Origin of the sequence: Kiloniella antarctica (assembly GCF_042682825.1) — a bacterium.
Lineage (GTDB): Bacteria > Pseudomonadota > Alphaproteobacteria > Kiloniellales > Kiloniellaceae > Kiloniella > Kiloniella antarctica.
In genome coordinates, this window is sequence record NZ_JBHUII010000001.1 from 1,006,804 (window position 1) to 1,028,110 (window position 21,307).

A 21,307-nucleotide genomic window follows, 5' to 3' on the forward strand; every position below is an offset into this window, starting at 1 on the left:
TACCGATAATTTGTAATAATCACGTGAAATGATGTCGTTTTACCCTGTTTGGGGCTTATCTTAGCTATCGGAAGCTGTTTTTGTATTTAAAATTGGGTCCGTAATATCGATGGTAGAGAGGCTGGATAGCTTTGCTTCGAAACACTTATTGGCGAGTTTGAGCACGTTTTCTTGACCATCAAGAAGGCCGGGAACAACAACGCTTGAGGGTAAGCTTTGTTGGGGAATATTACGCAAAGCAGTGGCCATGGTGAGAGGATCTCTCTCTCCGGTATTTTCCAACATTTTGACCAGTCCGAGTTCTTGTGCGCGACTGGCGCGAATATATTGTTCCATACGCGGAACGGTTCTTGGGATGATCAAGGCTCTTTTGTCATAGGAGAGAATTTCGCAAAAAGTGTTGTAGCCACCCATGCCAACAATACCGATGGCACGATCGACAAGGCTTTCAAACTGTGCATTGAAAGTAATGGCTTCCACATTATCCAGTTTGCTGGCGCGAACCTGAAAATCGTGCTGAAGCTCGCTGTTCATAAAGGGTCCAAGTGCAAACAGAGCTGGGTAGGGGAGATCAGGATCACTTTCATAAGCAGATAACACCCAATCGATGATTTCTTCGCCATCACCGCCACCGCCAACAGTTACGAGCAGATAAGGGGTGTCTTCACCTATTTTTTCTAAAACAGGCATCGGAGCATCATGGGCACCGGTTCTTTGTAAGTAGCCTGTGTAGGTCATCTTTCTCTGTACAGAAGGTGGAAGCTCTATGCCCTCCAACGGGTCGCAGATTTGAGGAAGACCATAAACCCAGATATCGTCATAATATTCCGATAGTGCGGGAACAGTGTTTTTGCGTTCCCATTCTGTTGAGAGTAGGTCAGGGTCATCCATAACATCACGGAGGCCCAAAACACATTGGGTACCACGGCTTTTCATAAGGCGGAGAGTATCTTCTACCTCACCTCTTAGACCTAAAGGTTCCTTATCTACAATAAAGAGATCAGGATCGTAAAATTCGGCGGTATGCTTAATAATAGAAGACCGAATGGCCAGGGTTTGTTCAATATCAATATGCAGATTGAGAGAGGTATAATCCCCGTCTCTCAATTTAATAACACCAGGAATTCGGACAAAATCTACCCGAGCCTTGAAGCCAAAAGAGCCAATGATTGGTGAACCTGAAAGGATCAGTACGGATAGGTGCTTGTTATTTTGTACCAGAGTATGTGCTATTTCACGACACCGTCGTAGATGACCGAGGCCAAAGCTGTCATGGCTATAGATAAGAACGCGCATACCTTTTTGCTCTAGGCTATCAGCTGTATGATCGAAGTCTTTTGTGATTGGTCTACTCCCCCTCGATAATCGAGGTGACTATGCCACATTTCATTCCTTTGACCCAAGAAAGAATATGCTATTTTTATAAATTCAATGTCGTTTTTGGGAAAATATCGACCTTACCACTTTGAAACGGTTGTTTCATGATTGGTTTCTCATGCATTACGTGAAAAAAGGTTACGTTATCTAACCGATTGTTAGAAACCAATCTAGCATGTCCTGACCATTATGACATCACACAAGAAATGACAAAGAGTTTACTGAGAGTATGTTGGATTAAGTTGAAATACTTTGGATGGGTTCTTGTCAGGTAGGGTATGGTCATGAGGCTTAAATTAATGATTTTTGATTAATAGACAGGGGTTAATCAATAAAGATCGTTATTTCTACTTTGTTTGGCGTATTAGTCTTTGTTATTGTTCTGTGTAAAGATATCAATCCTAAAATAGGAACGCCTAAAAGGCGACTGCGGGAGAAATGAAGCGGTAATGGAACCACAGCTTTTTAAGTATATTTGGAAACACAGTAAAAAGGATCAAATCAAAATCCTTTTTTTGGTTCTGGCATCTATGCCGTTCTATTTTTTATCCCTTGATCTGCCTAAAAGCATTATCAATAAAGCGGTTAACTCTGAGAATTTTGCAGGATTTAACTCGACACTTCCATTTATGCGGTTCGAATTACCCTATGGAGAGGAGATTTTTGGAAGGGCAATTGTTCTTTTTGAAGGATTTGATTTAACCCAACTGGCACTCCTACTTGCCCTATGCTTGTCTTTTTTGAGTTTAGTATTGATAAATGGCATTTTTAAATTTGTTATCAATACCTTAAAAGGCCGTCTTGGAGAGCGGATGTTGCGCCGCCTTCGCTATGAACTGGCTGATCGCATTCTGCGCTTCCCAATTCTGCACAGTCGAAAAATTAAACAAGCTGAAATTGCGACCATGATTAAGGATGAGGTTGAACCTCTTGGTGGTTTTATTGGCGACGCGATTGTAACGCCATTTTTCCTGGGGGGACAGGCTCTAACGGCGATGATTTTTATCATGGTACAGAGCTTTTGGCTTGGTTTAGTGGCCATGAGTATCGTGTTGGTACAGGCGTTTGTAATACCAAAGTTGCGCAAACGAATATTGACTCTGGGTCGCCAACGACAAGTTACTGCACGGGCTTTAGCTGGGCGCGTAAGTGAGCTTGTTGGGGGGGCAATAGAAATTCAGGCACATGACACCAGTAATTTTGAACGTGCAGAAATTTCCCGTCGTCTGGGTAAAATTTTTAAAATTCGTTATGAAATTTACCAACGAAAATTTTTCGTAAAATTTTTGAATAACCTGTTGGCACAAATTACGCCCTTCATATTCTATTTAGGGGGTGGTTATCTCGTCATCACGGGACAATTTGAAATCGGTACTTTAGTGGCAGTTCTTGCTGCTTATAAGGACCTGCCGCCCCCCGTGAAAGATTTAATCAATTGGGATCAACAGAAAAACGATGTTCAAATTAAGTATGAGCAAGTAGCTGAACAGTTCCAACCTTTGGGAATGATTGATTCTGATAAACAGATGCTTGAAGAGGGGAATAGTGAACATCTAGAAGGGGATGTTACCGTGAGTAACCTGACCCTTATCGATGAGAGCGAAAACAAACTTCTTGATGGGGTCAGTTTCTCTTTTCGTGCGAATCAAAGAGTTGCAATAGTTGGTAATGCCAGTAGTGGTAAGGAATATTTGGGGCTGGTGTTAGCCAATTTGGTTCGACCCACCAGTGGGTCTGTTCGAATAGCAGAAAAATCATTAGATCAACTGCCTTCTGCCATAACTGGGCGTCGTTTATCGTACGTTGGCCAGGATGCCTATTTGTTTCCGTTATCGGTGATGGATAATTTATTCTATGGTCTTCGAAATTGGATGATAAGCGATTCACCCCGTGATCCTGCGACAGAAGCTGAGGCTCTTCTTGATAAGCTGGAAGCGGAACGGACTGGAAATACCATTCTTAATCCGTCAGGAGAGTGGGTTGATTATAAAAGTGCAGGTATCTTTGCCCCAGTAGAATTGGTTCCACGTGTCACCGATGTATTGAGAAGCGTGGATTTAGAAGAAGACGTTTATCGTTTTGGGTTGAGCGGTATTGTTGATAGCGATAGCCGTCCCGATATTGCCGAATCTATTCTGGGTGCTCGCGAAGCTTTGAAAGAACATTTAAAGTCTATTGGCGCAGAAGATCTCGTTATTGCCTTTGACCCTGGGCATTATAATAATAACGCGACATTACGTGAAAATCTACTTTTTGGTACACCTCGTAATAGCGACTACGCTGGAGACAGCCTGTTGGCGATGCCAATCCTCCGCGAAGCAGTTGAAGAAGCAGGACTTCGAGATTCAATTTACAATATGGGTCTCTCTATCGCTCGTACCATGGTTGAGCTCTTTACCGGATTGCCACCAACTCATCCCTTCTTTGAACAATTTAGTTTTATTTCTGCAGACGATCTTTCCGATTTTAGTATGATTGTGAAGCGGGCTGATAAAAGCAGCTTCTCCGAAATCTCAAAAGCGGATCGAGAAGCGTTGATGCATCTGCCTTTTGATTACGTTGAAGCCAGACATCGCCTCGGACTTGTAACAGAAGAGGTCGAGGTTAAGGTAATTTCTGCACGTAAATTGTTAGCAGAAAAGTTAGAGCAAAGAGACCCTGAAGCGGTTGAGTTTTATAATCCTGAACGTTTTAATTCGGCGGCAAGTCTCCAAGATAACATTCTCTTTGGGCGCCTTGCTTATGGCAGGGCTGAAGCTGGAGAGACAATTGGTCGTGTGATGACGGAACTCTTGGATGATTTGGGTTTACGCCCGGATGTCATCGAGGTCGGATTAAGTTATAATGTTGGAGTTGGTGGAAACCGCCTTAGTGCGGTGCAAAGACAAAAACTGGCTTTGGCCCGATCTTTGATCAAAAAGCCGGATTTACTTATTCTAAATGAGGCTGCGGCCGTCATGGATTCTCAAAGCCAGAATAAACTTGTTCCCGCCATTGTGGAGGCACAAGGCGAACAGGGAATTGTTTGGACGTTACAGCGTGCTGAACTTTCCCGTCATTTTGAGCATATCATTGTGATGCAGAATGGCCGGATTGTGGAGAGCGGAACTTATAATGATTTAAATGTCGAAGGCAAAATTCTTAAAAGCCTAATTGCAGCAGAATAAAGGGTAAGGAAGTAAGTTAAAATGTCTATTGAGCAAGAAGTTGAAGCTTTAAAAAACATACCTTTGTTTGCCAATATAGAGCCTTCCCGGCTCAAATTGATGGCCTTTGCCAGTGAGCGTTTAATATTCAAGGTGGGCCAAGAACTATTTCATCAAGGTGATGCGGGAGATGCAGCCTACATCTTTATTGATGGAGAGGCCGATGTCATCGTCGATACGGATGATGGGCCTTTGGTTGTTGCTACATTCGGGAAAAATGAATTTGTTGGTGAGATTGCTATTTTGTGTGATGTACCAAGAACTGCGACAATTAAAGCCAAGTCTGAATTGATAACTCTAAAAATAACCAAAGAGCTATTCTTCAATATGGTTATGGATTTCCCCGAGATGGGCGTCGAAGTAATGCGGGTTCTTGCCCACAGGATTGATAAAACGACGAGTCAACTAACTGATGCTCGAAATGCGATAGCTGATAAATCATAAAGCCCTTAAGATTCGCCACGACGATCAAACAGTGAGCCAGGCATGAGAGAGCTCTTTTAAGTTTAGATCCTGGATCAGAGATTAAGATCAACAATACTTGGTACGTGGTCGGATGGCTTTTCCCAACCGCGGGTATCTTTGACGATTTCAAAGTGCTGTAAAGCTGATTTAAGGCTTTCAGTGGTTAATATATGGTCCAATCGCCAGCCGTAATTTTTTACAAAAGAAGGTTTGTAGCGATAACCCCACCAAGAATATAAAGGTTGATCTGCAGAAACAAAATGACGCCCGACGTCGGTTAGGTTACCAGCTTCACGTAATTTTTCCATAAGGTCACATTCCAATGGAGTGTGGCCAACTGATTTTTGAATTTTTTTGTGATTCCAGACATCGTTAACCAGTGGTGCAACATTTAAGTCGCCAACTATGACGAGTTTCTCATTCTTTTGGGCTGGATCTGAAATCCACTTTGTCATTTCTTTGATGAATTGGAGTTTATGAGCAAATTTATCATTTTGTTCCGGATCCGGAATAGCTCCTCCTGAAGGAACATAGAAATTATGGATTTGAACACCATCTTTTAATGTTATGGACAGGTGTCGGCAGTCGTCTTTTTTACACCAAATTAGCTGATTGTTGATTTCAATTTCTTTTTTACAGAGAATAGCGACGCCGTTGTAACTTTTTTGTCCATGGAATAGTACAGTTTTATATCCCATTGATTTTATGTCATGTTCTGGAAATTCAGAATTTTGCACCTTGGTTTCTTGCAGACAAAGTACATCGGGTTGATGACTATCTGTGAAGTCTTTTAAGTGTCCAAGGCGTTGGCGAACAGAGTTGACATTCCATGTGGCAATACGCAGCGTCATTTATTTGTTCCATATTCGAAACGAATTCATTTCGTATTCGATACAAATAAACACAAAATGTTCCGGAGGTGAAATGATCAGAGTGATCAGTGAAAAATTTATAGTAGCGATTATGTGATTAGGATAACACCTAACTATATCATAACGCTACATAAAAAAAGAAAGGAACACCCGATTGGGGGGATAACCAGGTGTTCCCGCTTCTTCGCAGAGTTTCAAGAAACTAGAGGGGGGATTCCAGTTTCTCTAGACGTCGCCAAGAGTGAGGTAGTAGGCGACGTAATTCTAAGATAAGCCATCTAGGGAGGAATTCAATGTACCTGTGGATAAAATTTACGTGTTAGGTATATAAGCATATAAATTGATAAATATCGGGAAATTATTCTTAAATATATAAGTATTTATTAACAAGATATTACCGACACTTGAGGGACTCCACAGAAACTAAGGAATTTTCAAAATACCTTGAAGATAAAAGGATATTATTGTTGAAATCCCTTGGTTTATAAGTGAGCAAAGCTTGTATCATCCAATACGATTTTCAGCACGATTCCTTACTGCGACACCAAAAGAACTAAAAATATTTTGTGAGACATGATTATCTTTGGATTTATATTCTGGGTGCCATTGGACACCCAAAACAAAGGACGTTTGGTCAGGCATTGAGATTGCCTCAACGGTTCCATCTTCAGCATGAGCATCGATCATAAGGCCTTTCCCAACACGATCGATAGCCTGATAATGAAGTGAATTTACGGTCGCTTGATCCGATTTGAGTAATTTGTAAAGTTGCCCTCTAGGATTAAGTAGAATCGTGTGGCTTGGGCCATAGTCGATTTCCATGTCATTGGTATCAGGGCTACTGTGGTCCATGCGTCCGGCTATGTTCTTTACCTGAGGGTGTAGAGACCCTCCAAGGGCAACATTAAGCTCTTGAAAACCTCGACAAATAGCAAGCAGTGGTACCTCTTGTTTTAGGACTTCTTGTATTAATGCGAAGGTTGTTTGATCCCTCATTTGATCGTAGGGCTCAGCTTCGGATGTTGGGTGTGCTTGATATCGTTCAGGAAACACGTTGCTATTGCTTCCTGTAAGCATAATGCCGTCCAAAGAAGCCACCAAACTGGGTATATCAAGTGAGTTTCCTAAAGCTGGGATGATTAATGGCATCGCGTTTGCTGAATCAGAAACGGCACGAAGGTACTTATCATCAACAGCGTGGTATGGTTTGGGAGTTTCAGCTTTGTGTAAACAGGCTGATACACCAACTAAAGGCATGGATCTATAGGACATGGTCTATCGTCTGGAAAATTTATCATTACGAGATTTCTAATTTCGGATGTTAACTATTCTTTTGAGCCGTGCAAGCTCTGTATCCTCATTTTTATCAACCTTCTGCACTTTCTAGTGATAAATTGATAGTAAGGCTTTTACTTCATGTTTTCCTGTTTCATATTTCAAGAGGAGAAATGGAAAGAGGTAAAAATGGTAACACTTACAGAACAGTTATTGGCATACAAAGGCGTTATTGTTTTAACGTGGATTGCCCTACTGTTTTTCTCGGAACGCCTTATTCCAGCAGAAAGAGGAGATCTAAGTCCTGATGCGAAAGCTTTGGAGGGCAAAACGAAGTTTGCACGATTTTTCCCGGTTCGAGTGTTTCGAAATTCTGGCCTTTGGGTGTTTAATGTTGTTCTCTCTCCGCTCCTTATTCTCCAGGTTACGATATGGGCTACAGAGCATTCATTACAGTGGCGTCCCTTTTCAATGGCCGAATGGCCAGAACTGCTGCTCGAGTTAATAATTGATATTCTGATTTTGGATTTTCTAATCTACTGGTGGCATCGTTTGAATCACGAAGTGCCATTTCTCTGGCGATTTCATGAAATTCATCACCTTGATGATACGTTGGATACAACGTCAGCTTTGCGGTTTCATTTTGGAGAAATATTATTGTCGGCAATGGCACGGGCAGGCGTGATTATTTTGCTCAATATTCCTTTTGTTTCAATTGTCGTGTTTGAGACTGTGGTTTTAATTGCAACGGTATTTCATCATTCCAATGTAAGAATTAAAAAAATTGTTGAGAGAATTCTAGGTTATATTTTTATAACTCCGGAAATACATTGGGTTCATCACCATGCAATTCAGGTCGATACGGATAGTAATTATGGAACCATTTTTAGTTGGTGGGATCCATTCTTTCAAACCAGAAGTCAAAACCCTCGAAAGGCAGGCATGCGTATTGGTGTCGAAGGGACTCGAGATAAGTCGTTTATGTCTTTGTTGATCAGACCCTTTAAAAAGAAATAAGCGGGATAGGAACCTTAGTCATATAAATCTTTTTTCTTCATGTCTAAGTCATCTGTTTTGAAGACTTCTTCATTAATCGAGCCGTCGTAAGTAGGATCAATAAGAGAAACCTGTGTTGTTATACCCTGTGCATCAACAACTTCCCATTTTCTCAGAGAAAGTGGATTGTCACTGAAAAGCAAAGTCATTTGAGTACCATCAGATTCACCATCGGCACGCAACTCAAGCTGTACGGTAGAATCAGAGGCCTGAGCCCTTAAGATGTGAATATCCTTATGGAGTTCGACTTTTTCTCTGATGAGAAACCACAAAGGTGTTTTCCACAAAGGTAGATAGGTGGATTGTTTCAATTTTTTATCGAAATAGAGTAGGGTAACACCGTTTGCAATCATGACTATAGGAACGGGATCGTCATATTCGAATCTCATTTGTCCTGGACGTTGAATAAAGAGATTTCCTTCGGAAAGACTCCCGTTACTTGATACTTGAATAAACCGAGATGAAACGGACTGGAGCTTGTTAAGGTAACCTTCAACGCGCCTGACAATGGAAACTTCGTCGGGAGAGAGGCCGGCAAAGGCTGGTTTTTCGTCGTTGGGAGAAGCTGCATGCGCTTCGAAAGCAACAAGTACTAAAAACGAAGAGACAATTAGTCTCATTAAACCAAGCTTTATACCTAGGCCGAATACGGATTTTCGAAGTACGGCAGTCAAAGGTTTATCCTTAAAAATTCTGAACATTGTGTGTGTCATTAAAGTTGAGAGCTTAAAATTCGTAGTTTAATTAGGTGTAATGGGGCGTGTTTATTCATCCCTGTTGGGGATGAGCACTTCTCTTTTACCGACATGGTTTGCTGATGAAATAACACCTTCATCTTCCATACGTTCAACAATTGTAGCAGCTCTGTTGTAGCCGATTTGAAGGCGTCGTTGCACGTAACTGGTTGAGGCTTTCCTGCTTTTGATGACTTCTGCAACGGCTCTATCGTAAAGTTCATCTGCCTTGCTCCCGTTTCCCCCACTGCTTGAGGGATCTGCACTATCAAAACCGGGGCTATCATCATCTTCTATGGTAACTGATTCAACGTAGCTTGGCTGAGCTTGATGCTTAAGCCACTTAACAACCTCTTCAACCTCTTCATCGGTGACCAAGGGGCCATGGACACGTTGAATGCGGCCTCCTTGACCCATGTGCAACATATCGCCACGACCAAGGAGTTGTTCTGCACCTTGTTCGCCAAGAATCGTACGGCTATCGATTTTAGAGGTAACATTAAAGCTGATGCGCGTAGGGAAGTTGGCTTTGATTGTACCTGTGATGACATCAACCGATGGGCGTTGTGTTGCCATCATGATGTGAATCCCTGCTGCACGTGCCATCTGGGCAAGGCGCTGAATTGTCGCTTCAATATCTTTTCCGGCAACTAACATTAGATCAGCCATTTCGTCGACCACAACGACGATGTATGGAAGGGCGTTCATATCGAAAGGCTGCTCTTCGTTGATGGGCTGTCCGGTTTCCGGGTCGAACCCAGTTTGAACCTTTCTGGTCAGGACTTCGCCGTTTTTTCTGGCTTCTTCCATTCGAGCGTTATAGCCATCGATGTTTCTAACGCCGAGGCGAGACATGGCACGATATCGGTCCTCCATCTCGCGAACGGTCCATTTCAGAGCGACAACAGCCTTCTTGGGTTCTGTTACTACCGGAGCGAGGAGATGTGGAATACCGTCGTATACAGAAAGTTCCAGCATTTTAGGGTCAACCATGATGAATTTACATTCATCGGGAGTAAATCTGTAGAGCAATGATAAAATCATTGCATTTACGGCAACCGACTTACCAGACCCTGTCGTACCTGCAATCAAAAGGTGAGGCATTTGGGCCAAGTCAACAATTGAGGGGATTCCGCCAATATCCTTACCCAGAATGATAGGAAGCTTACCCTTATCTTTTTCGTAGTCGCTAGAGCCCATAAGTTCTTTAAGGTAAACAGTTTGTCTTTTGCTGTTTGGCAGCTCAATACCAATGGTCGTTGATCCGGGAACTACGGCCACACGAACAGATATTGCGGACATTGATCTGGCGACATCATCAGCAAGGCCGACAACGCGGCTGGTTTTTGTGCCAGGCGCAGGTTCAAGTTCATAGCGCGTGACGACGGGGCCTGGGCGAATAGTTACGATTTCGCCTTTAACGCCAAAATCATCGAGAACGGTCTCTAGTAGCCGGGCCGTTTTCTCAAGCGCATCCTTGCTCATGTTGTCTTTCCCCGCATCCGCAGGTGGAGTGCTGAGAATAGAGATAGGGGGAAGCTCATACTCGCCGTCATTATTTCCAAGGTTGAGGCGTCCTTGTTCTTCTTCCTTGGCACGTTTGCTTGGTTTGGTCGATTTTATTGCCGTTTCAATTCTTGAATCTAGCTTGGTATCGTCTTCCAGAACGGGCTCTATACGATCCTTAACAGCGCGTTTATGAATAGCTTTTTTACGTTTGGTTCTGATATCAGGATCGGGTTCGTCTTCTATATCAGTGTCTTTAAAGCGATTTCCAGGATTAAAGATTTTTCCAATTTTCCGGGCGGAAGTAATGCCAAACATTAGCCCTCTGCCGATGCTTTTCCATTCGTCACGATTAAGGGCGATCGCGTAGAGAGAAGCCGGAATTGTAGGGAGAAGCGCAATGAGCGCGATCATCCAATTGGGCAAGGGGGCATTGGCTTGTATTTGAGACAATATACCGTGCCCGACAGCTCCACCAAGGCTAGCGGGTTGCCCATCGCCAAGCCATCCTTCAGCTCCGGGAAGGGTCGCAAATAAAAGGGATAAGCTGATTAGAACTATTGGAAGGACAAGAACTCTTGCCCATGGTTTGGTGAGAGAGTGATCTATGAGGCATCGCCAACACCATGCGCAGAGGATCAGAGGAAGAAAATATACCGAAAGGCCGAGGAAAGGGAGGGTAAAACCTGAAGTTTCAGCACCTGTTACACCAAGAAGGTTTGTCACAGGGCTGTCGGAGGCCCTGTTAAACCCAGGATCCATAGGATTGAAGGTGAGCAAGGAGAGGGCAAGAGCTATGCCCAATACAAGCAGGACAAGGCCTGTTAATTCGATGGTTCGGCGTCGGAAGAATGTGCCTGTGCCTTCTGGAAGTAACTGTACGTTCCCAGTTTTTGCCGAACGAGCCATCAGGCGTTGTCTCCCTTAGGTTTCTTGTTGGTTAAAGATGGGGTGATTCCTGTTGCTAAGCCCCCCACCGCGATAGTTTGGCCTAGAACTTCTTTAATTGCTTTAAGGGCAATGGCCATATAGTCCACATCGTAAACAAGCGCTAAGCGGATGTAGCGATCTCCGGGGGTAGTACCAGTTTCGTCTTTATGGCTCATATAAGCGCCGGGCATGACACGAATACCCGCTTGTTGCCAAAGGTTTCTGGTGGCCTGAACGCCGTTACCAACTTCCAACCAAAGGCAAAAACCTCCTGCGGGAATCTCTACGGGGATCGTGTTTCCTAATATTTCCTGAGCCAGTTTGAAGTTCTGTTGATAACGAGCCCGATTTTCAACCACATGCTCTTCGTCTTGCCATAAACGCGTCCCTGCGGCTTGAATTGGAAGAGGAACGCCTGCTCCTCCGACCTGACAGGTGGTGTTAATCATTGATATCCATTTTTCGTCCCCGGCAATAAAGCCACAACGTAGGCCGGCCGCGCTGGATCGTTTTGAAAGGGAATGGAAAATGAGAATGTTAGAGAGATCGCCGCCAAGATCAGCTGCAATTTCGAAGGCTGAGTGTGGGGGGGTATCAGTATAAATTTCTGCATAACATTCGTCGAAAGCAACCACGAAGTCGTACTTTCTGGCGAGATCGATAAGATCACGGATTCTTTGCGGGTCTGCAACGGCGCCTTCCGGGTTTGAGGGGCTGCAGAGTACACAAAGTGCTGTACGTTTGAGGATTTCTTCTGGGACCTGAGTGTAATCGGGCAGATAACCGCTTTCCCGAGTGGCGTTAACAGTGACGACCTCTGCTCCGGCTGCTGCGGCTGCGCCCGTATAGACATGATAACAAGGGTTCGGAGTAAGGAAAATAGGGGTTTCTTCCCCTTGTTTTGGTGTAGGAAGAATTGTAAGCGCCGTCATAAACAGGCCTTCTCGGGTACCGGGTACACCAAGAATGTGTTTGGTAGGGTCGACCATGTCTTTGGGAAGGCTGTAACGTTTTTCTAACCATTGTCCGCAAGCGCTTAGATAATCTGGCGTTCCCTTTGAAAGGGGGTAACGTGACCAGCCTGTTGCGGCTTGTGATATTTCATGGGCAACAAAAGTGGGAGGTTGAGTTTGAGGTTCACCGATAGAGAGGTTAATAGGTTGGCCGTCATCCAAGGGCGAGCGGCCGGGTGGCGTTGCCTCCAACAGGTCGCGTAACCGCGTAAAGGGATGGAACTCATTAAGTTTCTGACGATCGACAAGGTGGCGCGTGATCACAGTAGCTATTAACCTCTAACTCTAATGCCAGGGACGGCGAGAACAATTTTACCTATAGAATGTTCTTAAATACCAATTCAGGCAGGAACGTGGCTAGAGAAAAGAAGTAATTCTTAAAAGAATATGCAAATCAGATAAAAAAACCGCCTGTTGCGGGGGTGCAACAGGCGGTAAGTTAAGACCCTGCTAGGAAAGAGCTCGGATAGCGGTCTGCAGGGCCTAAGGAGACGAGGTGTTTAAAAGTAAACGCCTCTAATGGCTTCCTGTTGTGAAGTGGTTATCGCAAAAAGAAGTAATTTAATTGTGAGCATCTCAGGTTTGAGACGTAAGATTATCTGTGATTAAACGAGTTTTTGGGAGCCTCGACCGAACTCTGGATAGGCTTCCAAACCGAGTTCGCTTACATCTAGGCCGTTGTATTCTTCTTCTTCGGTGATTCGAATGCCAACAGTTGCTTTGAGGAAGGTCCAGACAATAAGGCTACAGGTTACGGTGAAAATACCAATGGCCACGATACCTGTGATTTGTGAGATGATATCCCCTGAGCCAAAAATCCCAACCGCGAGAGTGCCCCATATGCCTGCGCAAAGGTGAACAGGGATTGCGCCAACGACGTCATCAATTTTTAAACTGTCGAGAAGTGGGACTGCAAAAACAACGATAGCACCACCAATGCCGCCAATGATCACTGCCATATATGCGTGGGATACATCGGGGCCTGCTGTGATCGCAACGAGACCGGCTAGTGCACCATTAAGAGCCATGGTTAGATCTATTTTTTTGTAAAGGAGTTGCGTTAGTGTCATGGCAACGACGACACCGGCGGAGGCTGCAATGTTAGTGTTTACAAAAACGATGGCCATTGCGACAGCATCTGCTGCGGAACCGAGAGCAAGCTGAGATCCACCGTTAAAGCCAAACCAACCCATCCAGAGAATGAAGGTGCCGAGAGTTGCGAGAGGAAGGTTTGATCCTGGGATTGGTTTTACTTTACCGTCTGCGGCATATTTTCCCTTGCGAGGACCGAGAATAATTGCGCCGGTGAGAGCTGCCCAGCCGCCAACGGAGTGCACAATACTGGAGCCGGCAAAGTCACTGAAGCCAAGTTCAGATAACCAGCCCCCGCCCCAGCTCCAAGAGGCTTGGATGGGGTAAATAATGGCAGTTAGAATGCAAATGAAAGCCATAAAGGGCCAAAACTTGATGCGTTCAGCCAGGGTGCCTGAAACAATTGAGGCTGTTGCGGCGACAAAGACCATTTGGAAGAACCAGTCGGACATAACGGAATATCCGTTGGAGGTGACAGCAGTGATTAGCTCTTCAGTTGTTGTGTCTGCAGAAAGAAGTGCGACTTCTGCATCACTTGAATCGTAAAGAAAGGAGAAAGTGCCTATAAAGCCGCTGAAGTTCCCTTCAGAAACACCCGTATAAAGCAGATTATAGCCGACGAGATAGAACATCAGGCCTGCGATTGAATAGAGTGCGATATTTTTAAGGCAGATAGCGGCGGTGTTCTTGCTACGAACCAATCCTGCTTCAAGCATGGCAAAACCTGCGGCCATCCACATAACCAGAACGCCATTTACAAGAAATGAGAAGGTGTTGAAGACAAATGCTGTTTCTTCGGTAACCGCAGCTTGCGCAGGTAGGGAGAACATCATCAGAGCGACAGAAGAAGCGCCTAAGGCAGCTGCTTTTTTACTGGGAGTGAGAAAGCTGAACATTGTTTTTTCCGTTTTTTGCGTTCTGGGACTGACTTATTAATTCCAAGAAACGTGCCAACTTTTAAAAATTAATTTAACTTATAAAAAACAATAAGATAGAAGTTGTATATGGTAATTTATTTTGATTTATGGTTTAATTTTTGAAAACAAATATGCCTAAAATTTAATCCTGTATATTTTAATGATTAAAATTTAGGCGTATTCATTGGCTGATTTACGATGATATCTCATGAGAGTTTGATCAGGGAACTTTGAAGTATTTAATTTTTGGTAGGTAATTGTCCGAATTGAATAAGCTGTAAGGTCGCAGTAAACAAGGAGTTGAAACTTTGGTTGCGCTGGACTTTGTTTATGATAAGCCCTAACGTAATAACGCTTAATTTAGGTATGAAAGAAATCAGTATTGACTTGCCTTGGATGGAACAGAAGCCTCTTGCGGAGTGCTCAAGTTTTCCGACATCTTCCCTTTAGTGCTTTTCGTCTGATACCAGCGTTGATCGTCGCGGCAGGGATGCTGGTGCTCGTTTCCGTTCAAGCTCAAAGTCAACAGGTAGTCTCTCCTGAACAAACTCAAACTGATCGCGCGGCCATAGAATACAAAGTTGTCATTTCCTCTTTATCAGAAGATGGTCTTTCTGGTGGGGACGTAATGGATCTATTGACGAAATCTTCGCGTTTGGAACAGCTCAAGGACAAGCCGCCATCCAGTATCGCAGGCCTTAAGCGTCGTGTTCGGGAAGACTCTGATAACTTTAATAAGGTCTTACGGTCAGAAGGGTACTACGACAATAAAATTACTTTTGATATTGATGAAATTACAAACCCTGTAAAGATTACCTTTCAAATTGACCCCGGGCCAAAATTCAAAATTAGTAAATTCGATATTCGATTTTTATCAGACCGTCTGGTCCCCGAAGCCTTAAAGTTGTCAGATATAGGAATCACCTTTGGCATGGTGGCGCGTTCTGAAGACATTGTGAACGCTCAAAATCAGGTGATGGTAATTTTAGCTGACCATGGGTACCCTGATGCTAAAATTGCAGATCAGGAAACCATTGTAGATTTTGCCACCCAACAAATGGAAACCACGTTGATCTTAAATGAAGGTCCGCGCTTGGTCATGAGTAACCTCCTGTTTGAGGGGTTACAAACTGTGGACGCCAATTACCTTTCACAACTTGCCGAGTGGAAAGCGGGTGTATTGTATAATGCCCGAGTAATCGACGAGTTGCGTCGTACGTATCTACGCACGGGATTGTTTGATTCTGTACATCTCAAGCCTCGAAATGAAAGTGTGGATAGCGCGTCAGCACAAATTGAAACAGAGATCGGAGGAGTAGTTGTTGCGCCAATCATCCTCAGTTTTGTCGAACGAGAGCATAAGTCCATCGGTTTAGGAGGAAGTTTTTCAACCAGTGAAGGTGCGGGTACGCAACTTTTTTGGGAAAATAGAAATACCTTTGGCGAAGGGGAAAAGCTGAGAGCAGATCTTACGGTTGCTCAAATTCGACAACAATTTAAGTTTGGGTTTGTTAAACCAAATTACCTTCGCTTGGATCAAAAATTCCATAGTGATATCAACTTAAGGCGCGAAAACACAGAAGCGTACGATGAGCAATCCGTTATTGCCACAGCTGGGATAGAACGGAAGTGGCGGGGAAATTGGGTTGTGGGAGCAGGACTATCGTTTGAACTTTCTGAAATTGAAGATGAAGACGGTACCGAGAATTATAGCTTTGCTAGTCTGCCGTTAACCGCGCGATACGATTCAACCAACGATTTGCTCGATCCGACAACCGGGTTTCGCTTTGGCACTACGGCGACACCTTATTATGGTTTGAACGCTGCATCGCCGGACTTTCTTCGGGCGGAGATAGATGGTTCTACTTATTATTCTGTTTTGGATAATAACAGGTTGGTGTTAGCTGCTCGTGGCAAAATTGGTATGATGGCGGGCGATAGTGCCCGTGAGATTCCTGCTACCAAGCGATTTTATGCCGGTGGCGGTGGCTCTATCCGTGGATATGAACATCAAACCGTTGGCCCGCTTAATTCAAGTGATGATCCTGTTGGTGGTCGCTCATTGATCGAAGTTGGGGTTGAGGCGCGGATAAAAATTACAGAAGAGATTGGGCTGGTGCCCTTCATCGAAGGTGGCAATGTTTATGATTCTATGGTCCCAAATTTCTCGGAAAATTTCCAGTGGGGCGCAGGTTTAGGGCTACGATATTACACGGCCATTGGTCCGATCCGCCTAGATGTTGCCGTTCCTATAAATCGTCGCGACGACGTTGATGATGCTTTCCAATTCTACATCAGTATTGGTCAGGCCTTCTAGGATGCACCCCCGCAGGATTAAAATTATTGCGGCGATTGTATTTACTCCCCTAATCGTTATCGCAGCTCTCGTTTCTGGACTTTACCTCTATTTGCAAACGGACAGTGGTCGACAGACCGTTGTAAGACAAGTGGAGCAGGCCGTGAATGATCCTGCTGGCCTCTCGCTAGAATTGGGAAAAATTCAGGGCAATCTCTTTTCTAACTTTTCTCTTTCTAGTCTTCGATTGCGAGATGGTTCTGGAGAATGGTTAGAAATTACAGATATCTCCTTGGACTGGTCTCCCATGGACCTTCTTGGGGGCAAATTAAGGCTTAACAAATTATCCTTGTCATCTTTGAATCTGATGCGAGCCCCTGTTTTACCTGATTCTGAAGGTGAGGAGGAGCCAGGAAGCCCTCTTTTTCCTTTACCGCTTGATATCAGCCTTCGACAGATAAAATTCGCAGAAGTTCATATTGCGGAGCCTGTATTGGGCCGTGAAGCGCTGTTGCAGGTGGCGGTGAACCTTAAAAGCGAGGTTGAAGGGGTTATTCAAAGTACGTTGGACATTACTCAACTTGACGCTCACGAAGGAGCCGTTTCTGCTAAGGTGCTATATCACCCTTTGGATGAAACGCTATCCGTGGATGTAAGACTGATGGAGCCCGCAGGCGGTCTCATTGCGCGTGCTTTGGACTTACCGAAGTACCCGGAAGTTGACGTGAGTTTCGTTGGGGAGGGACCTTTGGATGACTGGCGAGGTAAAATCGATGCCTCTGCTGGAGAACTGTTTGCCAGCGATTTATCTCTTCACAGTTCCGGTCTTAACGGGGATGATCAGATTATCAATCTGAACTTGTCTGGGGGGATTCAACTAAACGATCTGATGGCAGCCCCCATTCCTTTGGTAGATGATAAGCGGATTAGTTTGGACGCTCAACTTTCCTGGTCTTCAAAAGATAATCGGGTTCAGTTGGTTTCGTCTCAGATGAAAAATACTTCTTTTGATGTCGTTGCATCAGGTACTGTGGACCTCGAAGAAGAAAAAATTGATTTTAGCCTTAATACCGATCTGCTAGAGACAACCGAACTTAATAAACTGATTAATCCGGCGAGCCTCTCGCGCGGAAATTTGATTTTAGACGCGACAGGAACTTTCCAAAACCCTAGCTTAACCACGACCTTCCAGCTCGGGGGGATCGTCGTTGATGAAGTTCTGAGTATCGGTGAGATCTTTGGTAGCATTAGCACTGATCTTTCACTCCGTGATATGGAGATTATTCCTGTTACGGGATCTGCCGCTTTAACCGAGATTAGTGGTTTGCCGCCTGAAGCTGCAAATTTAATAGGGTCAAGTCTACGGGTAGAGCTGGACAGCCATTACAGGCTTGGAGATGGGGTGCTCAATGTCCCACTTTTACGTGGACGAGGGCGTCACATCAGTACGGATTTGAGAGCAGCTTTAGCGACAAAGAGTAATGCTGCTAGTGCTGAAATTTCAGTGCTTGTTGATGACCTTGCGGCCGTTGCCCCTGTCCAAGGCAAGGTACTGGCAATTGCGAGCTTGAAAAGTCTAAATATTGCACGCGAGATGACCGGGAAGATAAAGATCCAGGCGCAAGACCTCGATTTGGGTGACAAGGATATCGAAGCTCTTGTCAGTAGGACACCTTCAATGACGGTTGACGTGGTTCTTGGAAACGAAAATTTACAATTATCTAATATTGCAGTTGTTTTGCCTGTGGCAACGCTTGGCGGTGGAGTACAGCTCCCGTTAAGCTTTGAGAATATTGCCGGGAATATTCAGGTTGTGATGAATGATCTGTCTCGTTTTAGTAAAGTGGCCGGGAGTGATGTTAAAGGAATTGCCAAGCTTGAAAGTACTTTAAGTGGCTCCCTTTCTGATCCCGGTCTACAGGGCACTCTTCAAATCAAAGATATTGTATTAAACCAGAGCGCTTTCGGGAATCTTGAAACCACTTATGACGCAAAAAACCTTACGAGCGGTGCAGGCGGGATTTTAAAGGCTCATCTTTCTTACCCGGGTATACCAACCGATCTGGCGTTGGCTTTTTCTCTTCCCAGTTATAGTAACTTACAACTTACTGATATCAGTGTGAAGGCTCTCACTAATACTATTTCTGGTTCTGTTAACGTACCCTTAGATGGTGCGCCAATAACAGGAAACTTAAACGGGCAAGCCCCTGATTTAACTTTCTTGGCGCGTGTTGTTGGCATGGATGTTGGGGGGAGTACTTCTGCGGATATTATGCTCAGTGATCAGCAGGGGCAGCAACATGTAGATGTTGAGTTTCAAGGGAGTAATATTTCTGCTTCATCGGAGAGTGCCGTTGTTAAGACGTTGGTTGTGACAGCCAAGTCTACGGGTGATTTTTCTGATCCTTCAATCGAATTATCAACAAAAGCATCTGATATTTTAATTGAAGATCGTGTCGTAGAGCTGATTGAGTTTTCTGCATATGGAAAATTAACAAATGCTGATTTTAATTTTGGTTTAAGTAGCTCAGCTGAGCCAGCGCTACAATTGAGTGGGAAAGGAATCTTTGCTCTTCCATCGGGAGAAAACGTCTCAGAAACAAAACTCCGAATCTCAGCATTGAACGGGCACTTTGCGCGTAAAGAAATTATCCTGCGAACGCCGTTTTCGTTGACTGTGGATAAGGGAATTACACGCTTTGATCCGTTTGAACTGGCCTTTGATCGTGGGATTCTTGTTGGATCTGGTGAAGTAACTGACATCAGCGCGGTCGCGGATTTGGAAATCAGAGCATTGCCACTGGATTTATTAACTCTGATCGTTCCAAACCAAGTCATCACAGGTACTCTCGATGGTGAGGTGCATGTTGCTCTTATGCCGGAAAGTAGTCGGGGTCAAATAAGGATGACGGCAGGTAACGTTGAGCTGGCAGGAGATGAAAATACCAACCTTCCTCCTATAACCAGCCAACTAACGGGTACATTGGATGCGGGACGCTTCGAGTTTAAAAATGAAATTACAGGATTGGAGGCCTCCACAATAGAGGCGTATGGTTCCGTGCCAGTGATAGTTAGTTTTACGCCGTTAGTTGTTGAGTTGCCGGATAATCAACCTGTAACTGGAGGGGTGAAGGTTGATAGTGACATTCAGAACCTCTGGCGTTATCTGGCTTTGGATACTCAGGAGATGTCGGGAAAGATCCTCGTTGATACCCAACTTGCAGGAACATTTTCCAACCCTGAGATTGTGGGCGGGGCAAAAATTACTGAAGGTAATTATGAAAATATAGAGTTTGGTACTCTGTTACGCCAACTTGAGCTGGAAGCAACTATTCAAAACAGCAATACCGTGTTGCTTAAGCTTGATGCTAAGGATGGGAAAGGAGGCACATTTAAAACAGCTGGGATGATCAGGTTTCAAGACTTGGTAAATCCGTTGTTAGATCTTAATGTTCAGCTCAATAATCTCTCTGTTTTGGATCAAGATCAGGCCTCTGTGCAAACAGATGGTAATATCAACGTTAAAGGGACACCCGCCGGATTGAATGTCGCGGGAAGCATCACCACGCGTGAGGTTAACCTCAATATTGGTAGCGCTGTTGCACCAAGTGTTGTCAATTTGGATGTTATAGAGAAAAATAGGCCTGGTAGCGTGGTTGCCTCTTCTGAGGCTAAGGACCAAAAGCCTCCTTCAAAAGTGGTACTTGATCTAATATTGGGCATGCCACGGAAGGTTTTTCTTCGAGGTAAGGGGCTTGATTCTGAATGGGAAGGGCGATTTACCATCAAGGGAACAGCCAATGATCCGGTGATTGAGGGATATTTGAGTCCCGTGCGGGGGCAGTTCTCTTTCGCCGGAAAAGATTTTAAATTGCAAAAGGGTAAAATTGCCTTAATTGGGGGCACTAAAATTGACCCGGAGCTTAATCTTTCTGCGATTTATGAGGCCCGAAATGTGACCGCGGTTGTTTCTATCAATGGTACGGCCAGTAACCCCAAGATCAGTTTTTCCTCTCCTGACGGTCTTCCGGAAGATGAAGTGATTTCACAGGTTCTGTTTGGAAAGGCAGCGGGTAAACTAACCCCTGTTGAGGCTCTTCAGTTGGCCTCGGCTGTTGCCTCGCTCTCCGGGAAAATTGATTCAGGCGGCGGCATCATGGACTTTGCCCGCGAGACCCTAGGTGTGGATGTTCTCTCCGCAGGTACAAACGCAGATACGGGGGATGCTCAAGTCAGTGTGGGTAAATATATTAATGATAATATTTACGTTGGTGTTGATCAAGGAGCTACAGCGGGGAGTACCCGTGCGAAGGTTCAAATTGAACTGACACCAAATATAACTTTAGAAAGCGAAACCGGGCAGACAGCAGATAGTAAGGTCGGTGTGTTCTGGAAATGGGATTACTAACTGGTTGGTACACTGGCAACATATCAATATTTGAAGTACATATATAATTATCAAGAACTCAAGTCTATCAGCGAATCATTGTTATCCAGGTCTTAGGAATGCTTGGTAATAGTGTCGCAGTATCTCACAAAAAGCGGTAATCTTTTGGCAAAGGACGAAT

The 21,307-nt window shown here is 44.4% G+C and carries 12 protein-coding genes; 5 read left to right on the top strand and 7 right to left on the bottom strand.

From position 1 onward, the window contains the following. Positions 1-60: 60 nt before the first annotated feature. The gene (locus ACFSKO_RS04810; protein WP_380248959.1) at positions 61-1,296 is read right to left on the bottom strand and encodes a glycosyltransferase family protein; all 1,236 of its coding nucleotides are present in this window, start codon (positions 1,294-1,296) and stop codon (positions 61-63) included. A gap of 530 nt (positions 1,297-1,826) precedes the next feature. Between ACFSKO_RS04810 and ACFSKO_RS04815 the strand changes: the two genes are divergently transcribed. Together ACFSKO_RS04815 and ACFSKO_RS04820 are read left to right on the top strand one after the other, a co-directional pair. Further along, positions 1,827-4,544: an ATP-binding cassette domain-containing protein gene (locus tag ACFSKO_RS04815; RefSeq protein WP_380248961.1), complete on the top strand. Its 2,718-nt coding sequence runs from the start codon at positions 1,827-1,829 to the stop codon at positions 4,542-4,544. Positions 4,545-4,565: 21 nt separating this feature from the next. Further along, a complete protein-coding gene (locus tag ACFSKO_RS04820; RefSeq protein WP_380248963.1) occupies positions 4,566-5,027 on the top strand; it encodes a cyclic nucleotide-binding domain-containing protein in 462 nt (153 codons plus the stop codon). 74 nt (positions 5,028-5,101) lie between these two features. Here ACFSKO_RS04820 and xth read toward each other — a convergent pair whose 3' ends face one another. Continuing rightward, positions 5,102-5,899 carry an exodeoxyribonuclease III gene (gene xth / locus ACFSKO_RS04825; RefSeq protein ID WP_380248965.1) on the bottom strand — a complete coding sequence of 266 codons (798 nt, stop codon included), beginning with the start codon at positions 5,897-5,899 and terminating at the stop codon, positions 5,102-5,104. A gap of 525 nt (positions 5,900-6,424) precedes the next feature. Then, a complete protein-coding gene (locus ACFSKO_RS04830; protein ID WP_380248967.1) occupies positions 6,425-7,192 on the bottom strand; it encodes a gamma-glutamyl-gamma-aminobutyrate hydrolase family protein in 768 nt (255 codons plus the stop codon). A gap of 192 nt (positions 7,193-7,384) precedes the next feature. On the opposite strand from ACFSKO_RS04830, the gene ACFSKO_RS04835 reads away from it, so the two are divergent. Then, positions 7,385-8,212 (top strand): sterol desaturase family protein, encoded by an 828-nt coding sequence (locus tag ACFSKO_RS04835; protein WP_380248969.1) that lies wholly within the window; start codon positions 7,385-7,387, stop codon positions 8,210-8,212. Between the two features lie 14 nt (positions 8,213-8,226). On the opposite strand, the gene ACFSKO_RS04840 is transcribed toward ACFSKO_RS04835, so the two are convergent. From ACFSKO_RS04840 to amt, 4 genes are all read right to left on the bottom strand, one after another. Then, entirely contained in the window at positions 8,227-8,925 is a 699-nt protein-coding gene (locus ACFSKO_RS04840; protein WP_380248971.1) for a LolA family protein, read from the bottom strand. A 90-nt stretch (positions 8,926-9,015) separates the two neighbouring features. Further along, positions 9,016-11,400, bottom strand: coding sequence for a DNA translocase FtsK (locus tag ACFSKO_RS04845; RefSeq protein ID WP_380248973.1), 2,385 nt, complete (start codon positions 11,398-11,400; stop codon positions 9,016-9,018). Further along, on the bottom strand, positions 11,400-12,698 hold the full coding sequence (locus ACFSKO_RS04850) for an aminotransferase class I/II-fold pyridoxal phosphate-dependent enzyme (RefSeq protein ID WP_380248975.1): 1,299 nt from the start codon (positions 12,696-12,698) through the stop codon (positions 11,400-11,402). The genes ACFSKO_RS04845 and ACFSKO_RS04850 overlap by 1 nt, the downstream gene beginning before the upstream one ends. A gap of 341 nt (positions 12,699-13,039) precedes the next feature. Beyond that, on the bottom strand, positions 13,040-14,422 hold the full coding sequence (amt, locus tag ACFSKO_RS04855; RefSeq protein WP_380248977.1) for an ammonium transporter: 1,383 nt from the start codon (positions 14,420-14,422) through the stop codon (positions 13,040-13,042). 403 nt (positions 14,423-14,825) lie between these two features. Between amt and ACFSKO_RS04860 the strand changes: the two genes are divergently transcribed. Both ACFSKO_RS04860 and ACFSKO_RS04865 read left to right on the top strand, forming a co-directional pair. Beyond that, positions 14,826-16,760: an autotransporter assembly complex protein TamA gene (locus tag ACFSKO_RS04860; protein WP_380248979.1), complete on the top strand. Its 1,935-nt coding sequence runs from the start codon at positions 14,826-14,828 to the stop codon at positions 16,758-16,760. A gap of 1 nt (position 16,761) precedes the next feature. Continuing rightward, entirely contained in the window at positions 16,762-21,147 is a 4,386-nt protein-coding gene (locus ACFSKO_RS04865; protein WP_380248981.1) for a translocation/assembly module TamB domain-containing protein, read from the top strand. Positions 21,148-21,307 lie beyond the last annotated feature (160 nt).